Here is a 16,058-nt window from a genome sequence, read left to right on the forward strand (position 1 = left end):
ACTTTTCTTTGCTTCGCCAAAGAAAAGTAAGCAAAAGAAAGGCGACCCTGGTTGCTGCGTCCCCTGCGCTTCGCTCCGGGGCAACCTGCGGTGCTCGGTCCAGCCGGGGTCAAAAACAACTCGCCTGCGGCTCAAACAAGTTTTTGCCCAGATCCGTCTGGCCCTGCGCTCCTCGGCGCATCCACAAGGGGCAATCGGGATCGGGAGCGGGGACAAAAAGACAAAGAAACCAATCCAATACAAACAAGGACACGCCACGGCGTGTCCTTGTTTCTTCAGGTACTCGGTATGGGTATTCGGCTGTTTGGTATTTCTTCTCCCCGCTCCCCCCCTTGTGGATGCGCCGAGGAGCGGAGGTTCAGGCGGATAAGGGATCGCGTTGTTTGAGCGAAGCGAGTTTAGCGAGACCCCGCCTGAACCGAGCACCGCAGGTTGCCCGTAGCGAAGCGGAGGGACGCAGCAACCAGGGTCGCCTTTTCTTTTGCTTACTTTTGGTGTTTGCGTAACTTCGCTTCGCGAAGTGAGCAAACCCCGCGCGCGTAGCGCGCCTTTTGGCGAACAAAAGAAAACCCGCTTTGCGGGTTTCGCTAAAAGTGAGTTGCCGCCGGGCAATCCCCGGCCAGCAGGACCAAGCAGAACCAACCCCCGTCGGGCAGGCAAAGAAACTCTCAACATACCGCCAGCGCCTCCAGGCACAAGCGCTTATGTGCCTCCCCACTACCAGGTTTGATCTCCAAAGAAGGCAACCTCAATCCGTAATCAAGAGAAAGCTTGTCAGCCATCAGTACCCAAGCGCAGAGCCGTGAAAGCTTCTGCTCGACGCCGGCGGAACCGGCCTGCATGAAGTCCAGCCAGAGCTCGTGCCGCTGCGCCTGCTGCGTATCGCGCACCACCAGCCCGCTGCCTTGCCCGTCGTCTTTCGCCGCCTTCTTCCAGACCACCAGCTTCATCGGGTCGCCACGCCGGTAGCCGCGCACGCCGTCGAATTCGCCGCTGTTTTGCGCGCGCAGGGCGGCCGCGGCGCCGCCGGAGCGGGGCTCGCCGGGCGGCAGGGGCGGCGGATGCGCTTCGGGGGCCGGGTAGACGAGGATTTGCGCCGCGGGCCGCCAGATGGTCCAGACGCGGAAGGTGCCCAGCGGGAAACGCGTTTCGGCGGTCAGCGTCGGCAGCCTGTGCAGGCCGCGCCTTGGCGGGGTGAAGGCCACCTGCACCACGCTGCTGCCCTGGGCGGGCACGTCGGTCCAGGCCCAGTGCCGTTCGTGGCCTTTTTGCGGGTCCACGTCGTGCGGGTCGAGCACGCTCAGGCCTATGCCGTGGCGCGTGCTGCGCCGGGCGTTCATGAGTTTGACTTCAAACGCGGCGGTCGCGCCAACGTAGTGGGCATGGGGCGCGACCAGGTTCATGGCCAGGCCGCGCAGCGTTCCGTGGCAGACGTGCATGCCGACCAGCGCGCTGCCGGCCAGCAAAAACGTCAGCAAATAACCCATGCTGAGCTGGTAGTTGATGGAGGCGACCAGCAGCACCAGCAGGGTCAGGCCCATCATCCAGCCCGGGCGGGTAGGCAGGATGTAGACATTGCGCTGGGTCAGCGTCACGCTGTCGGTGAAGGGCAGCCGGCTTTGCCACCATGCGTGGAAGCGCCTGCGGACGGGGGCCAGGGGGTTGGGCAGGGAGATCAACGCGGCCATACAAAAGAAACCGTTTTGGTGCGGGGCCCGCGATCAGGGAAGCGGCACGGCATCCAGCATGGCCCACACCTGTTCGACCGAGCCCCGCCCGGCGTCGCTGACCGGAATCAGCCGGTGCGCGGCGGTCTGCGGCAGCACGGCGGCGACGTCGTCGGGCGCCACGTAGTCGCGCTTGCTCAAAAAGGCCTGGGCCCTGGCCGCCCGCATGATGGCAATGCCGGCGCGCGGGCTCAGGCCCTGCAGAAACCAGCGGCCCGAACGGGTGGCGGCGACCAGGTCCTGCAGGTAGTTGAGCAGCGGCTCGGACGCGTGGACCTGCGACACCATCTGCTGCAGCTCCAGCAGGTCGTGCGGCAGGAGCAGGGCGGGCAGTTGCTCGACCATCTCGCGCCGGTCGGCGCCGCGCAGCAGTTCGCGTTCGGCCGCGCGGTCGGGGTAGCCCAGCGAAATCCGCATGTGGAAGCGGTCCAGCTGCGATTCGGGCAGGGCGTAGGTGCCCAGCTGGTCGTGCGGGTTCTGCGTGGCGATCACAAAAAAGGGCAGGGGCAGGGGGCGGGTTTCGCCCTCGACGGTGACCTGTTTTTCTTCCATGGCTTCGAGCAGCGCGCTCTGGGTTTTGGGGCTGGCGCGGTTGATCTCGTCGGCCAGCAGCACCTGGGCGAACACCGGCCCGGGGTGGAACACAAAACTTTCCTTCTGGCGCTCGTAAATCGACACGCCCGACAGGTCGCTGGGCATCAGGTCGGCGGTGAACTGCACGCGCGAGAACTGCAGGCCGAAGGAGCGCGACAGCGCATGGGCCAGCGTGGTCTTGCCGACGCCGGGCACGTCCTCGATCAGCAGGTGGCCGCCGGCCAGCAGGCAGGCCACGCAGTCCTGCACCTGGGCCGGCTTGCCGACGATGACCGTGTTAAGCTGATTCAGCAGCGCTTGAAGTTTTTCTGTGACATTCATGGCGTCAACCATACCGTAATTTTTCGTAAAAAATTTCCCGATGAACGCGACTGGTTATTTCAGCCATCCCGACTGCCGCAAGCACGAGATGGGAGCCGGACACCCGGAGTGCCCCGAGCGCCTCGACGCCATTGACGACTGGCTGCTGGCCATAGGCGTCAAGGACGCGCTGGACCTGCGCGAGGCGCCGCAGGCGGCGCTGGGCGACATCGAACTGGCGCACGACCGCATGATGGTCGCCGCGCTGCGCGGGCTGAGCGACCGCCTGGCTGACGACATCAAGGCGGGCGGGCCGGCCTATGCCCAGATAGACCCCGACACGGCCCTCAACGTGCACACCTGGAACGCCGCCCTGCGCGCCGCCGGCGCCACGCTGGCCGCCACCGACGCCGTGCTCTCGGGCGAGCTCGAAAACGCCTTTTGCGCCGTGCGCCCGCCCGGCCACCACGCCTGCCACGACAAGGCCATGGGTTTCTGCTTTTTCAACAACATCGCCATCGCCGCGCGTTATGCGCTGGAGCGCCACGGCCTCAAGCGCGTGGCCATCGTCGACTTCGACGTGCACCACGGCAACGGCACCGAAGACATCCTGGCCGGCGACGACCGGGTGCTGATGGTGAGCTTCTTCCAGCACCCGCTCTACCCCTACAGCGGCGCGGAAAGCCACGCCGCCAACATGCTCAACCTGCCGGTGCCGGCCTATACCAAGGGCATGGACGTGCGCGAACTCATCGAGATGATGTGGATACCGCGCCTGGAAGAATTCAGGCCCGAGATGATTTTCATCAGCGCCGGCTTCGACGCCCACCGTGAAGACGACCTGGGCCAGATGGGCCTGGTCGAGCAGGACTACGCCTGGATCACCCAGCGCATCAAGGACGTCGCCAAGCGCCATTCGCAGGGCCGCATCGTCTCGTCGCTCGAAGGCGGCTACAACCTCAATGCGCTGGCACGCAGCGTGGAAGCCCACATCCGCGTGCTGGCTGACCTGTAGAAGGTTTCTTCATGCGCGCCGCATACGCTGAACTCAAGGCCGCTGCACCGCAAGGCGTGCAAGCCCCCATCGACACAAGGAACCCCCCATGGCCAGCGCCGGCGCCCTGACGACCCGTCCCCCCGCCCGTATCGACACCCTGGATGGCTGGTTCGCCGCGCTGGCCCAGCCCAGTTCCCTGACGGAACTCGCCGCGCTGATCGCCTGCGCGCTGCTGGCCTGGCTGGTGGTGCGCGTGGCGGGCCGCGCGCGCATGGCGGTCGACGACACCTCCATCCTGTTCGGGCGGCGCGTCATCGACGGCGTGCTGTTTCCTTTGCTGCTGCTGTTCCTGGCCTACGCGGCGAAAGCCTTGCTGGAGCGCATGTTCCCGATGGCGGTCTTCAAGGTGGCGATTCCCGTGCTGGTGTCGCTGGCCGTGATACGCCTGGGCGTCAAGGTGCTGCAGGTCGCCTTCAAGAATGCGCCGCTGGTGCGGGCGCTGGAGCGCACCATCTCCTGGCTGGCCTGGATCGCCATGGTGCTGTGGGTCAGCGGCCTGCTGCCCGTGGTGCTGGACGAACTCGACGGCATCAAGTGGAAGATAGGCAACAGCACGCTGTCGGTGCGCACCATGCTCGAGGGCGCGGTGACGGCCGGCGTGGTGCTGCTGATCACGCTGTGGATTTCCTCGGCCATCGAGGCGCGCCTGCTGCGCTCGGCCACCGGCAACGAACTGTCGCTGCGCAAGGCGGTCAGCAATGCCGTGCGCGCGGTCCTGATGTTCGTCGGCCTGCTGCTGGCGCTGTCCTCGGTGGGCATAGACCTCACGGCGCTTTCGGTGCTGGGCGGCGCGGTCGGCGTGGGCGTGGGTTTCGGCCTGCAGAAGCTCGCCGCCAATTACGTCAGCGGCTTCGTCATGCTGGCCGAGCGCAGCGTGCGCATAGGCGACAACGTGCGGGTGGACACCTTTGAAGGCCGCATCACCGACATCAACGCGCGCTACACCGTGGTGCGCGCGCCCTCGGGGCGGGAATCCATCGTGCCCAACGAGATGTTCATCAGCAGCCGCGTCGAAAACCTGTCGCTCAGCGACCCCCAGGTGCTGCAGTCCACCGTGGTGTCGGTCGGTTATGACAGCGACGTGGAACTGGTGATGCGCCTGCTGATTGAAGCCGCGCTCACGCAGGACCGCGTGCTGCGCGACCCGGCCCCCGGCGCCAACCTGACCAACTTCGGCGCCGACGGGCTGGAGTTCACCCTCAATTACTGGATGGCCGACCCCGAGAACGGCCAGCAAAACCTGCGCTCGCGCGTCAACCTGCGCATCCTCGAATCGCTGAGGGCCAACAACATCGACATTCCCTACCCACAGCGCGTGGTGCACACCCGCGTCACGGTGGCCGGCGACGGTGGTGATGGGGACGCCAGGCCTTCCTGAGCGCCGGACGCAAGGGCCGGTGGAGGCCCGAAAGACACCTTCAGGACAGGGGTTGGGCAGGATGCTCTAATTCCCCTTGGTTCGCCCTCTATAATGAAAAATAGAACGACCGTTCTTTTTCTGCCCGGCACCCCTGGATACCCTCCGGCCGCCGGCGCGCAGCCCGCACCCGGCATGCCGCAGCATAGAATGCAAAGCTTACGTTTACGTCAACGTCAATCAATACGTCCCATCAACAACTCTGGAGTCCTCTCATGAAGGTCTTGGTTCCCGTCAAACGCGTTGTGGACTACAACGTCAAAGTCCGCGTCAAATCCGATGGCACCGGTGTCGACATCGCCAACGTCAAGATGAGCATGAACCCGTTTGACGAGATCGCCGTCGAAGAGGCGACCCGCCTGAAGGAAAAAGGCGTGGTGACCGAGGTCATCGCCGTCAGCTGCGGCGTGCTGCAGTGCCAGGAAACCCTGCGCACCGCCATGGCGATAGGCGCAGACCGCGCCATCCTGGTCGAAACCGCCGAAGAACTGCAGCCCCTGGCCGTGGCCAAGCTGCTCAAGGCACTGGTCGACAAAGAGCAGCCCCAGCTCGTCATCCTCGGTAAGCAGGCCATCGACGACGACTGCAACCAGACCGGCCAGATGCTGGCCGCGTTGCTGGGCTGGCCCCAGGCCACCTTCGCTTCCAAGGTGGAAGTGGCGGACGGCAAGGCCAAGGTCACGCGAGAAGTCGATGGCGGCCTGGAAACCCTGTCGCTCACGCTGCCGGCCATCATCACGACCGACCTGCGCCTCAACGAGCCGCGCTACGTCACCTTGCCCAACATCATGAAGGCCAAGAAAAAGCAGCTCGACAACATCAAGCCCGAAGAGCTCGGTGTCGACGTCAAGCCGCGCATCAAGACCCTGAAGGTCAGCGAGCCGCCCAAGCGCAGCGCCGGCATCAAGGTGGCCGACGTGGCCGCCCTGGTGGACAAGCTCAAGAACGAAGCCAAAGTAATTTAAGGACTGATGACATGACCGCACTTGTTATTGCAGAACACGACAACGCCAGCATCAAGCCCGCCACCCTCAACACCGTGACGGCTGCCGCCCAGTGCGGCGGCGACGTGCACGTGCTGGTGGCCGGCAAGGGCGCCGAAGCCGCCGCCAAGGCTGCCGCCGCCATTGCCGGCGTGGCCAAAGTCATCCACGTCGAAGGCGAGCATTTCGCCCACGGCCTGGCCGAGAACATGGCCGCGCAGGTGCTGGCCATCGCCTCCGCCTATTCGCACATCCTGTTTCCCGCCACCGCCTCGGGCAAGAACATCGCCCCCCGCGTGGCCGCGACGCTGGACGTCGGCCAGATCTCCGACATCACCAAGGTCGATGCGGCCGACACCTTTGAGCGCCCCATCTATGCCGGCAACGCGATCGCCATCGTGCAAAGCCTGGACGCGACCAAAGTCATCACCGTGCGCACCACCGGCTTTGACGCGGCGGCTGCCTCCGGCGGTTCCGCCACCATCGAAACGCCTGCGGGCGTGGCCGACAGCGGCAAGTCGACCTTCCTGGGCTCCGAAATCGCCAAGAGCGACCGCCCTGAACTGACCGCCGCCAAGATCATCGTCTCCGGCGGCCGCGCGATGGGCTCCAGCGAGAAGTTCAACGAAGTGCTGACGCCGCTGGCCGACAAGCTGGGCGCGGCACTGGGCGCTTCGCGCGCCGCCGTCGATGCGGGCTACGCCCCCAACGACTGGCAGGTGGGCCAGACCGGCAAGATCGTCGCGCCCCAGCTCTACATCGCCGCCGGCATTTCCGGCGCCATCCAGCACCTGGCCGGCATGAAGGACAGCAAGGTCATCGTGGCGATCAACAAGGACCCCGAAGCGCCCATCTTCAGCGTGGCCGACTACGGCCTGGAAGCCGACCTGTTCACGGCCGTGCCCGAGCTGGTTGCTGCACTGTAAATAGTTCAACTCCCTCCCTCGCTGGGGGAGGGCAGGGGTGGGGGCCGGCTGCGCTTGAGCAAGTGCTTTTGCCACGGCCGCATGCCCCCATCCCAAGCTTCCCCCGGTGGGGGAAGGAGCCAAGAATTCCGGAGACAAACAATGAGCTACACCGCCCCCCTCAAGGACATGCTGTTTGACATCAAACACCTGGCCAACATCGAACAAATCGCAAAAATCCCGGGCTTCGAGGAAGCCGGCTTCGACACCGCGCAGGCGGTGCTTGAAGAGTGCGCCAAGTTCAACGAGGGGGTGCTGGCACCGCTGAACCGCGAGGGCGACATCAATCCTTCCAGCTGGAAGAATGGCGAAGTCACCACCACGCCCGGCTTCAAGGAAGCCTTCAAACAATACGTCGAAGGCGGCTGGCAGGGCCTGCAGCACCCGGCCGATTTCGGCGGCCAGGGCCTGCCCAAAACCATAGGCGCGGCCTGCGGCGAAATGCTCAACTCCGCCAACATGAGTTTTGCGCTGTGCCCGCTGCTCAGTGACGGCGCGATCGAAGCGCTGCTGACGGCCGGCTCCGATGAGCTCAAGGCCGTCTACCTCGAAAAACTCGTAAGCGGCCAATGGACGGGCACCATGAACCTGACCGAGCCGCAGGCCGGCTCGGACCTGGCCATGGTGCGCAGCCGTGCCGAGCCGCAGCCCGACGGCAGCTACAAGGTCTTCGGCACCAAGATCTTCATCACCTACGGTGAGCACGACATGGCCGAGAACATCGTGCACCTGGTGCTGGCCCGTGTGACAGGCGCGCCCGAAGGCGTCAAGGGCATCAGCCTCTTCGTCGTGCCCAAGTTCATGGTCGGCAAGGACGGCGCGCTGGGCGCGCGCAACGACGTGCACTGCGTGAGCATCGAACACAAGATGGGCATCAAGGCCTCGCCCACCGCCGTGCTGCAGTATGGTGATAACGGCGGCGCCGTGGGCTACATCGTCGGCGAGGAAAACCGCGGCCTCGAATACATGTTCATCATGATGAACTCGGCGCGCTACGCCGTCGGCATGCAGGGCATCGCGATTGCCGAGCGCGCCTACCAGAAGGCCGTGGCCTTTTCCAAAGACCGCGTGCAGAGCCGCCCCGTCGACGGCTCCATCAAGGCCAGCGCGCCCATCATCCACCACCCCGACGTCAAGCGCATGCTGATGACCATGCGCGCCTACACCGAAGGCTGCCGCGCCATGGCCTCGGTCGCCGCCGCGGCTTACGACGCGACGCACCACCATCCCGATGCCGAGGTGCGCAAGCAGAACCAGGCTTTTTATGAATTCATGGTGCCGCTGGTCAAGGGCTACAGCACCGAGATGAGCCTCGAAGTCACCTCGCTGGGCGTGCAGGTGCATGGCGGCATGGGCTTTATCGAGGAAACCGGCGCGGCCCAGTACTACCGCGACGCGAAAATCCTGACCATCTACGAAGGCACGACCGCCATCCAGGCCAACGACCTGATAGGCCGCAAGACCTCGCGCGACGGCGGCCAGACGGCCAAGGCGATCGCCGGCCAGATTGAAGGAACCGAAAAAGAACTCGTGAAGCAGGGCAGCGCCGACGCCCTGGCCGTGGCCAAACGCCTGAAGGCCGCGCGCCTGGCGTTTATCGACGTGGTCGACTTTGTCGCCGGCAACACCAAGGCCAGCCCCAACGCCGTGTTCGCCGGCAGCGTGCCCTACCTCATGCTCGCGGGCAATGTGGTCGCCGGCTGGCAGATGGCGCGTTCGCTGCTGGTCGCGCAGGAGCAGATCGCGCAAGGCGTGGACACGGCTTTCATGCAGGCCAAGATCATCACCGCGCGTTTTTACGCCGACCACCTGCTGACCAAAGCTCCCGGCCTGCGCGACAGCATCGTTGAAGGCGCAGACAGCGTGACCGCGCTGGCACTCGACGCGTTCTGAAGCGGCATGGCCGCTCATCCATAGCATCCATAGCTGCCCCGCGCGGGCAGCGTGGTTTTATGAACCCTGAATCCCTGAACTTCGGAGCCACCATGTCCAGACTGCCCGGCGCATTGAGCAACTTGCCGCTGCCCATCATCGGCTCGCCGCTCTTCATCATCAGCAACCCCAAGCTGGTCATCGCGCAGTGCAAGGCCGGCGTGGTGGGCGCCATGCCCGCGCTCAATGCGCGCCCCGCGTCGCAGCTTGACGAATGGCTCGCCGAAATCACCGAGGCACTCGCGGCCTACAACAAGGCCAACCCCGATAAGCCGGCCGCCCCCTTTGCCATCAACCAGATCGTGCACAAGTCCAACGACAGGCTGGAGCACGACATGGAACTGTGCGTGAAGTACAAGGTGCCCATCTACATCACCAGCCTGGGCGCGCGCGAGGACATCAACGCGGCAGCGCACAGCTACGGCGGCGTGGTGCTGCACGACATCATCAACAACAAATTTGCGCGCAAGGCGATTGAAAAAGGCGCCGACGGCCTGGTGGCGGTAGCCGCCGGCGCGGGCGGCCATGCGGGCGTCAAAAGCCCCTTCGCCCTGATCCAGGAAATCCGCCAGTGGTTTGACGGCCCGCTGGCGCTGTCGGGCGCCATCTCCACCGGCGGTGCCGTGCTGGCCGCGCAGGCCATGGGCGCCGACTTCGCCTACATAGGCTCGGCCTTCATTGCTACCGATGAAGCCCGCGCGGCCGACGACTACAAGCAGGCCATCGTCGACGGCAACTCCGACGACATCGTCTACAGCAGCCTCTTCACCGGCGTGCACGGCAACTACCTCGCGCCTTCGATACGCGCGGCCGGCATGGACCCGGAGAACCTGCCCGAGGGCGACGTCAAGACCATGAACTTCGGCGGCGGCGAGGGCAGCAAGTCCAAGGCCTGGAAAGACATCTGGGGCTGCGGCCAGGGCATAGGCGCGGTCAGCAAGGTGCAGCCCGCCGCGGAGTTTATCGAGCAGCTCAAGCGCGAATACCACGAAGCGCGCCAGCGCCTCTGCGCCTGAACGCTTTCACGGCCGTATGACGACACCCCAGCGCCTTCCGGGCATCGACGCCCTCAAAGGCCTGGCCTGCGTGCTGATCGTCTGGCACCACCTGGCGTTTTACGGGCCCATGTCGGACGTGGTGTATCCCTTCGTGCCGGGCCTGATCGACTGGCTGTACGACTACGCCCGCATGGCGGTGCAGCTCTTCCTGGTCGTGGGCGGTTTCCTCGCCGCCGCTTCACTGGCGCCACAGGGCGTGGCCGTGTTCGAGGCGCCCGGCCACCTGATCTTGCGCCGTTATGCGCGGCTCGTGAAACCCTACCTGGTGGCGCTTGCCGTCAGCGTGCTGGTGGCCGCGCTGGTCAGGCCGTGGTTCGACCATCCCTCAGTGCCCGCGGCGCCTGGTGTGCTTCAGTTGCTGGCCCACGTGTTGTTGCTGCAGGATGTGCTGGGGCAAGAGGCCTTGTCGGCCGGCGTCTGGTATGTGGCCATCGACTTCCAGCTGTATGCATTGGCCGTGCTGGTGTTTGCCGCCACGCGCCGGCAACAGCCGCGTACGATGCAAGCGGTGTCCGCAGGCGCGGCGGCTGTGCTGCTGCTCGCGCTGCTGTCCTTGCTGGTGTTCAACCGGCGCCTGTCCTTTGACACCACCGCGCTGTATTTCTTCGGCTCCTACGCGCTCGGCATGCTGGCCTTCTGGGCATCACGGGCGGTGGGTGCACGCCGCGTGTTCTGGCTGGCGGTCATGGCGTTGCTGGGCGCGCTTGCCCTGGCACTCGACTTCAGGGGCCGGATCGTGGTGGCCCTGGTCACCGCCTTCGGATTGGTCTGGCTGGCGGGCCTTGGGCAGGGCGGCCGGCCGTTGCGCTGGCTGCAGCAGCGCCGGCTTGTGCAACTGGGCCGCATGTCCTACTCGGTGTTCCTGATCCACTTCCCCGTATGCCTGCTGGTCAGTGCGGTCATCAGCCACTTCTGGCCCACGCAGCTGGCCGCGAACGCCCTGGGCATGCTGCTCGCGTTTGTGCTGTCATTGCTCGCGGGCGGAGTGCTGTACCGCCGGGTGGAGTCGGCGCCCGCGCTGTTCGCGCCCGGGCGTTTTCGCCGGCCGTCCAGTCCCTGATGCGGCCAGGGCGCAAGCTCAGCGCCTGAACATTTCCAGTTTCAGCTCCGCGGGCTCGCCCAGCCATGAGGCATGCGTCGTGTGGTCCGCCAGGTCGTCGCCCGTGAGCCCGTGCACAAACACATCCAGGCCTTTGCGTTCGCTCTCCAGCCACGGAATCAGGCGGTCGAACTCCGCGCTGTCAAACGACAGCTGGCAACTCCACTGCGGGTGCGGCCCGACTTCGCGCTCATGCACGCGTCCCACGCCGACCTTGAACAACTCGCCGGCCCTGGTTGCCAGCGCGCGCGCCTGCCCGACCGTGTCGGGCCCGAAATAAATATGGGCGTGGTAGCGAGTGTGAATATTGACGGGGCGCTGGGTCATGTCAGGTAAAAGTGTTCAGGCGTAAAACGCAGGTTCTTTAGAAGCCATCGAGGAAAGTCAACTCGGGCAGCGGCATACCGGGGTTTTCGGCGCGGGCCTTCGCGTGCGTTTCGCGCATGCGTTGCCGGCAGTGCGCCAGGTCTTTCACCTGGAACAGGAAAAACACTTCTTCGGAATTTTCAGCGTTCTGCCACAGGTGCTCAAGGTACATGCCTTGTTCCGCATGTTCTGCCGCGTCATGCTCCAGTTGCTGTTTGACTGCGGCCAGTGGTGCGCCCATGAGTTTTGCCAGTACGTGTGCCATGTTGGGTGTCTCCGTGATGACACCATTATTGCGGCTTGATGACGCCGCTGTTGTGATCAGGGTTTTCCACCAATACCTTTTTATCCATTCAGATTTGTGTTTTCAGAAGCCGATTTTCTGCAGGCTTGATTCACATCATTTTTCATCTCCACTGTTTGGAGGAGGCAGTAAGGCAAATGGTTTCATGCGAAAAAACCAGGCCTAAAAACGCCATTTCTCCAATGGGAAAAATTGCTTCGCAAAAGCAACACCTCAAAAAAAATTGACTGCTCTTTCTTGTTTTTAAATCTAAACTGATTTGAACAAAGCGAGATGTTTGTCAGGTGTTTTGACATCACGCGGGGTTGGTCAGGCAGCGTATCGACAGGGGACGATGCGCAAAGATGATTCCAGAATAAACAAACGTCCCGCAGGGGGCGAAGTCGGGATGATGGACCAAAAAGAAATTTCGGGAGATGCCTTTTTCTGGGCATTGCAGGGGGTCTGCGCGCTGCATCGCAAGCCGTTTTCAGACGCGCTGGCGCGCCAGCAATTGGCGGCGCCCTATACAACGCAGTCCTTGCTGGGCGCGATGCAGGCTTATGGCTTTGATGCGCTCCACCGCAAGGCCAAAGCCGAGAAGCTGCACAAGGAAACCTTTCCGCTGATTGCCTGGCTTGCGCCAAAAGCCGGGGCGGCCGCAACGCCAGTCGACGGGCAGGAGCAGGGCCTGGATCAGGAGCGGAATGAAGAACAACCCGCCGCGCAAACGGCGCCGGCATTGGTCCTGCAGGCCGACACCGCCAACGTCTTGCTGGTAGAAGCCGGCGACGCCACACCCCGCACGCTGCCCCTGGCGGAGTTCAGCCTGCGCTACAGCGGCCACGTCACCCGCGTCACGCCGCAGGCAGACCCGGCCGTCGATCCCGACAGCGAAGCCCAGGCGCGCGAATCGCGCAAGTTCGGCTTCAGCTGGTTTGTGCCCGAGCTGCTCAAGCACAAAAAGCTCTGGCAGGAAGTGCTGCTCGCCTCCCTGGTCATCCAGCTCATCGCGCTGGCCACGCCGCTGTTCACCCAGGCCATCATCGACAAGGTGGTGGTGCACCGTACCGAGAGCACGCTCATTGTCATCGCCATCGGCATGCTGGTCTTCATGACCTTCTCGGCGGCGCTGTCGTGGCTGCGCCAGTACCTGGTGCTGCACACCGGCAACCGCGTTGATGCGGTACTGGGCTCATCGGTGTTCGAGCGTTTGTTCAAGCTGCCGCCGCTGTACTTCCAGCACCGGCCCACCGGCGTCATTGCCGCGCGCCTGCACGGCGTGGAAACCATTCGCGAGTTCATCGCGAGCGCCGCCGTCACGCTGATCCTGGACTTCCCCTTCCTGCTGATCTTCGTCGCCATCATGTTTTATTACAGCGTCACCTTGACGCTGATCGTGCTGGCCATCCTGGCCGTCATCGTCGGCCTCAGCCTGGTGGTCGCACCCCTGTTCCAGGCGCGGCTGCAAGAGCAATTCCAGATGGGCGCGCGCAACCAGGCCTTCCTGACCGAATACGTGGTCGGCCTGGAAACCGTCAAGTCCCTGCAGCTGGAACCCCAGCTCAACAGCAAATACAGCGGCTACCTCGCCAGCTACCTGCAGGCCGGCTTCGCCACCAAGCAGCTGGCCAACACCTACAACACCGCGTCCAACCTGCTGGAGCAATTGATGAGCCTGCTCATCCTGGGCATAGGCGCTTACACCGTCATGCACAGCAAGGAGTTCACCATCGGCATGCTGGTGGCCTTCCAGATGTTCTCGGGCCGGCTGTCGCAGCCCATGCTGCGCCTGGTCGGTTTGTGGCAGCAGTTCCAGCAGGCCAGCCTCTCGGTGGATCGCCTGGGCGATTTGATGAACGCGCCGGTCGAGCCCTACTCGGTGATTCCCGCGCGCGACACCGGGCGCAAGGGCGAGATCCAGATCCATGACATCGCCTTCAAATACGCCGAGCACCTGCCGCTGGTGTACGAGAAGCTGTCGCTCAACATCAAGCCCGGCCAGATGATAGGCATCATGGGCCCCTCGGGCTGCGGCAAAAGCACGCTGGCCAAACTGCTGCAGGGCTTTTACCAGCCCAGCGCCGGCCGCATCCTGATCGACGGCATCGACATACGCTACCTGTCGGCCAACGAGCTGCGCAGCCACTTCGGCGTGGTGCCGCAGGAGACCATGCTCTTCAGCGGCACCATCTATGACAACCTGCAGATGGCCAGCCCCAACGCCACCTTTGAGCAGATCACCGCCGCCTGCAAGATGGCCGAAATCCACAGCGTCATCGAAGCCCAGCCCCAGGGCTACCAGACGGAAATCGGCGAACGCGGCGCCGGCCTCTCGGGCGGGCAGAAGCAGCGTATCGCGATTGCGCGCGCGCTGCTCAAGCGCCCCAGCATCCTGGTGTTCGACGAAGCTACCAGCGCACTCGACGGCCCTACGGCCGAACACTTCGCGCAAACCATCAACGCCCTCAAAGGCAAGGTCACCATGCTCTTCATCACCCACGGCCTGCCCAAGGGCCTGAAGATAGACGCCGTCTTCCGCCTGACCGCCACCGGCGCGCAGCTGATGTCGCCCACGCAAGGCCCGGCAGGGCCCGGCAACAAGGTCACGCCCATGAACCACGCCGGCGGCGCCGCGCTGCGCACCGTGCCCAAGGCGGAGGGCGAAGAATGAGCGCCGTGCCACCGACCATGACGCAGGAAGAAGGCGCGACAGACGCGGCAGACGGGCAAGCAGCCGGCCCGCAAATGCCACAGCCCACCGCCAAAATCATCCCGCTACGCCCGCCCACCCGCTGGCACGACCCGCTCAAGCTGATCCAGAACGAAGCGCCCAGCGAGTTCGGCCGCATCGTGCTGTGGGCCGTGGCGGTGCTGGTCTTCATCCTGCTGGCCTGGGCGGCCGTCGGCAAGCTCGACATCATCGCCACCGCCGAAGGCAAGATCGTCCCGCAGACCCTGGTCAAGATCGTGCAGCCGGCCGAGCCCGGCGTCGTCAAGGAACTGCTGGTCAACGAAGGCGATACCGTCAGGCGCGGCCAGGTACTGGCCAGGCTGGACACCACATTGGCCAGCGCCGACAAGGCCGGCATCAGCAGCGACCTGGCAACACAGCAGTTGCAGATGCGCCGCCTGGAAGCCGAACTCAACGACCAGCCCATGCTGCCCAAGGCCGGCGACGACCCGCAAGCCTATGCCCATGTGCAAAGCCAGTACATCGCGCACCGCAAGGCCTTCCTCGACAGCCTGGACCAGGAAAAATCCATGCTCACCAAGGCCGAGCATGAAAGAAAAGGCGCGGCCGAAATGCTGTCCAAGCTGCAGCAGACCCTGCCCACTTACCAGCGCACGGCCGCCGCCTACGAAAAGCTCGAGAAAGAAGGTTTTATGGGCGGCCTGGCCTCAGCCGACAAGCAGCGCGAAGCGATAGAAAAAGCCAAGGACCTCGACGCCCAGCAATCCGCCGTGCTGGCCTTCAACGCCACCATCGCCGCACAGACCAAAAAAATCAGCCAGCTGCAAAGCGCCTACAAAAGCGAACTGCAAAAAGAACTCGCCGACGTGCGCGCCAAAACCGCGCAGCTGCAACCCACGCTCGACAAAAGCATTTACAAGGAAGGCCTGATGGAGCTGCGCGCCCCGCAAGACGGCGTCATCAAGGACCTGGCCACCACCACCGTCGGCGCCGTCGTGCAGCCCGGCACCGTGGTGCTCACTTTGGTGCCCCAGGGCGAACAACTGTTCGCCGACGTCTCCATCAAGAACGACGATGTGGGGTTTGTGCAGGTAGGCCAGTCCGCCCAGGTCAAGCTCGCCGCCTACCCCTTCCAGAAGTACGGCATGTTGATGGGCAAGGTCATCCACATCAGCGCCGACGCCACGCAGAACAACCAGGGCGGCAGCGGTTCTTCATCAAGCGCCAGCGGCACCAGCAACAGCGACGCCGCGGCAGCAGCAGCCGCTGCCATGGCCACTTACAAGGTCCGCGTCAAGCTCGATGAGCAGGTGCTCAAAGACCCGCAGGGTCGGGCGCTGGTCATCACCCCGGGCATGCAGGTCGTGGCCGAGATCAACCAGGGCAAGCGGACCGTGCTGGAGTATTTGCTGTCGCCTGTGCAGAAGGCGGTGCAGGAGTCGGGGAGGGAGAGGTGATGGGGCAGAGCCCGTTGCTATCGGAAGCCACGCTTCTTGATTGGTGACATCAGCTCAGCGGATGGCGATTTGCTTCAGTGCTTCTAACCACAAATCAATGCGGATCAAACCGTCAAGGATAGAAA

At 64.2% G+C, this 16,058-nt stretch carries 13 protein-coding genes; 9 read left to right on the forward strand and 4 right to left on the reverse strand.

The window, feature by feature from the left end; all coding sequences use genetic code 11:
• Positions 1-668: 668 nt before the first annotated feature.
• Both ACLV74_RS04885 and ACLV74_RS04890 read right to left on the reverse strand, forming a co-directional pair.
• Complete coding sequence (locus ACLV74_RS04885; RefSeq protein ID WP_411878257.1) at positions 669-1,688, reverse strand: DUF58 domain-containing protein; 1,020 nt, start codon at positions 1,686-1,688, stop codon at positions 669-671.
• A gap of 33 nt (positions 1,689-1,721) precedes the next feature.
• Positions 1,722-2,642, reverse strand: a complete 921-nt coding sequence (locus ACLV74_RS04890; protein WP_411878258.1) for an AAA family ATPase — start codon at positions 2,640-2,642, stop codon at positions 1,722-1,724.
• A gap of 40 nt (positions 2,643-2,682) precedes the next feature.
• Here ACLV74_RS04890 and ACLV74_RS04895 point away from each other — a divergent pair, with 40 nt between their 5' ends.
• From ACLV74_RS04895 to ACLV74_RS04925, 7 genes are all read left to right on the forward strand, one after another.
• Positions 2,683-3,636: a histone deacetylase family protein gene (locus tag ACLV74_RS04895; RefSeq protein ID WP_411878259.1), complete on the forward strand. Its 954-nt coding sequence runs from the start codon at positions 2,683-2,685 to the stop codon at positions 3,634-3,636.
• A gap of 88 nt (positions 3,637-3,724) precedes the next feature.
• Positions 3,725-5,056, forward strand: coding sequence for a mechanosensitive ion channel family protein (locus tag ACLV74_RS04900; protein WP_411878260.1), 1,332 nt, complete (start codon positions 3,725-3,727; stop codon positions 5,054-5,056).
• Positions 5,057-5,310: 254 nt separating this feature from the next.
• Positions 5,311-6,060: an electron transfer flavoprotein subunit beta/FixA family protein gene (locus ACLV74_RS04905; protein ID WP_411878261.1), complete on the forward strand. Its 750-nt coding sequence runs from the start codon at positions 5,311-5,313 to the stop codon at positions 6,058-6,060.
• Positions 6,061-6,071: 11 nt separating this feature from the next.
• Entirely contained in the window at positions 6,072-7,004 is a 933-nt protein-coding gene (locus tag ACLV74_RS04910) for an electron transfer flavoprotein subunit alpha/FixB family protein (RefSeq protein ID WP_411878262.1), read from the forward strand.
• A gap of 141 nt (positions 7,005-7,145) precedes the next feature.
• Positions 7,146-8,936 (forward strand): acyl-CoA dehydrogenase, encoded by a 1,791-nt coding sequence (locus ACLV74_RS04915; RefSeq protein WP_411878263.1) that lies wholly within the window; start codon positions 7,146-7,148, stop codon positions 8,934-8,936.
• A gap of 92 nt (positions 8,937-9,028) precedes the next feature.
• Positions 9,029-9,991 carry an NAD(P)H-dependent flavin oxidoreductase gene (locus tag ACLV74_RS04920; protein WP_411878264.1) on the forward strand — a complete coding sequence of 321 codons (963 nt, stop codon included), beginning with the start codon at positions 9,029-9,031 and terminating at the stop codon, positions 9,989-9,991.
• 16 nt (positions 9,992-10,007) lie between these two features.
• Positions 10,008-11,093 carry an acyltransferase family protein gene (locus tag ACLV74_RS04925; RefSeq protein WP_411878265.1) on the forward strand — a complete coding sequence of 362 codons (1,086 nt, stop codon included), beginning with the start codon at positions 10,008-10,010 and terminating at the stop codon, positions 11,091-11,093.
• 18 nt (positions 11,094-11,111) lie between these two features.
• Here the strand turns inward: ACLV74_RS04925 and ACLV74_RS04930 are convergent, their stop codons facing one another.
• On the reverse strand, positions 11,112-11,459 hold the full coding sequence (locus tag ACLV74_RS04930; protein ID WP_411878266.1) for a DOPA 4,5-dioxygenase family protein: 348 nt from the start codon (positions 11,457-11,459) through the stop codon (positions 11,112-11,114).
• 37 nt (positions 11,460-11,496) lie between these two features.
• Positions 11,497-11,763, reverse strand: a complete 267-nt coding sequence (locus ACLV74_RS04935) for a hypothetical protein (RefSeq protein WP_411878267.1) — start codon at positions 11,761-11,763, stop codon at positions 11,497-11,499.
• 427 nt (positions 11,764-12,190) lie between these two features.
• Between ACLV74_RS04935 and ACLV74_RS04940 the strand changes: the two genes are divergently transcribed.
• Together ACLV74_RS04940 and ACLV74_RS04945 are read left to right on the forward strand one after the other, a co-directional pair.
• On the forward strand, positions 12,191-14,455 hold the full coding sequence (locus tag ACLV74_RS04940; protein WP_411878268.1) for a peptidase domain-containing ABC transporter: 2,265 nt from the start codon (positions 12,191-12,193) through the stop codon (positions 14,453-14,455).
• On the forward strand, positions 14,452-15,933 hold the full coding sequence (locus ACLV74_RS04945; RefSeq protein ID WP_411878269.1) for an HlyD family type I secretion periplasmic adaptor subunit: 1,482 nt from the start codon (positions 14,452-14,454) through the stop codon (positions 15,931-15,933). Before ACLV74_RS04940 ends, ACLV74_RS04945 begins: the two co-directional genes overlap by 4 nt.
• Positions 15,934-16,058 lie beyond the last annotated feature (125 nt).

The organism is Polaromonas sp. YR568 (genome assembly GCF_943369415.1).
Lineage (GTDB): Bacteria > Pseudomonadota > Gammaproteobacteria > Burkholderiales > Burkholderiaceae_C > Polaromonas.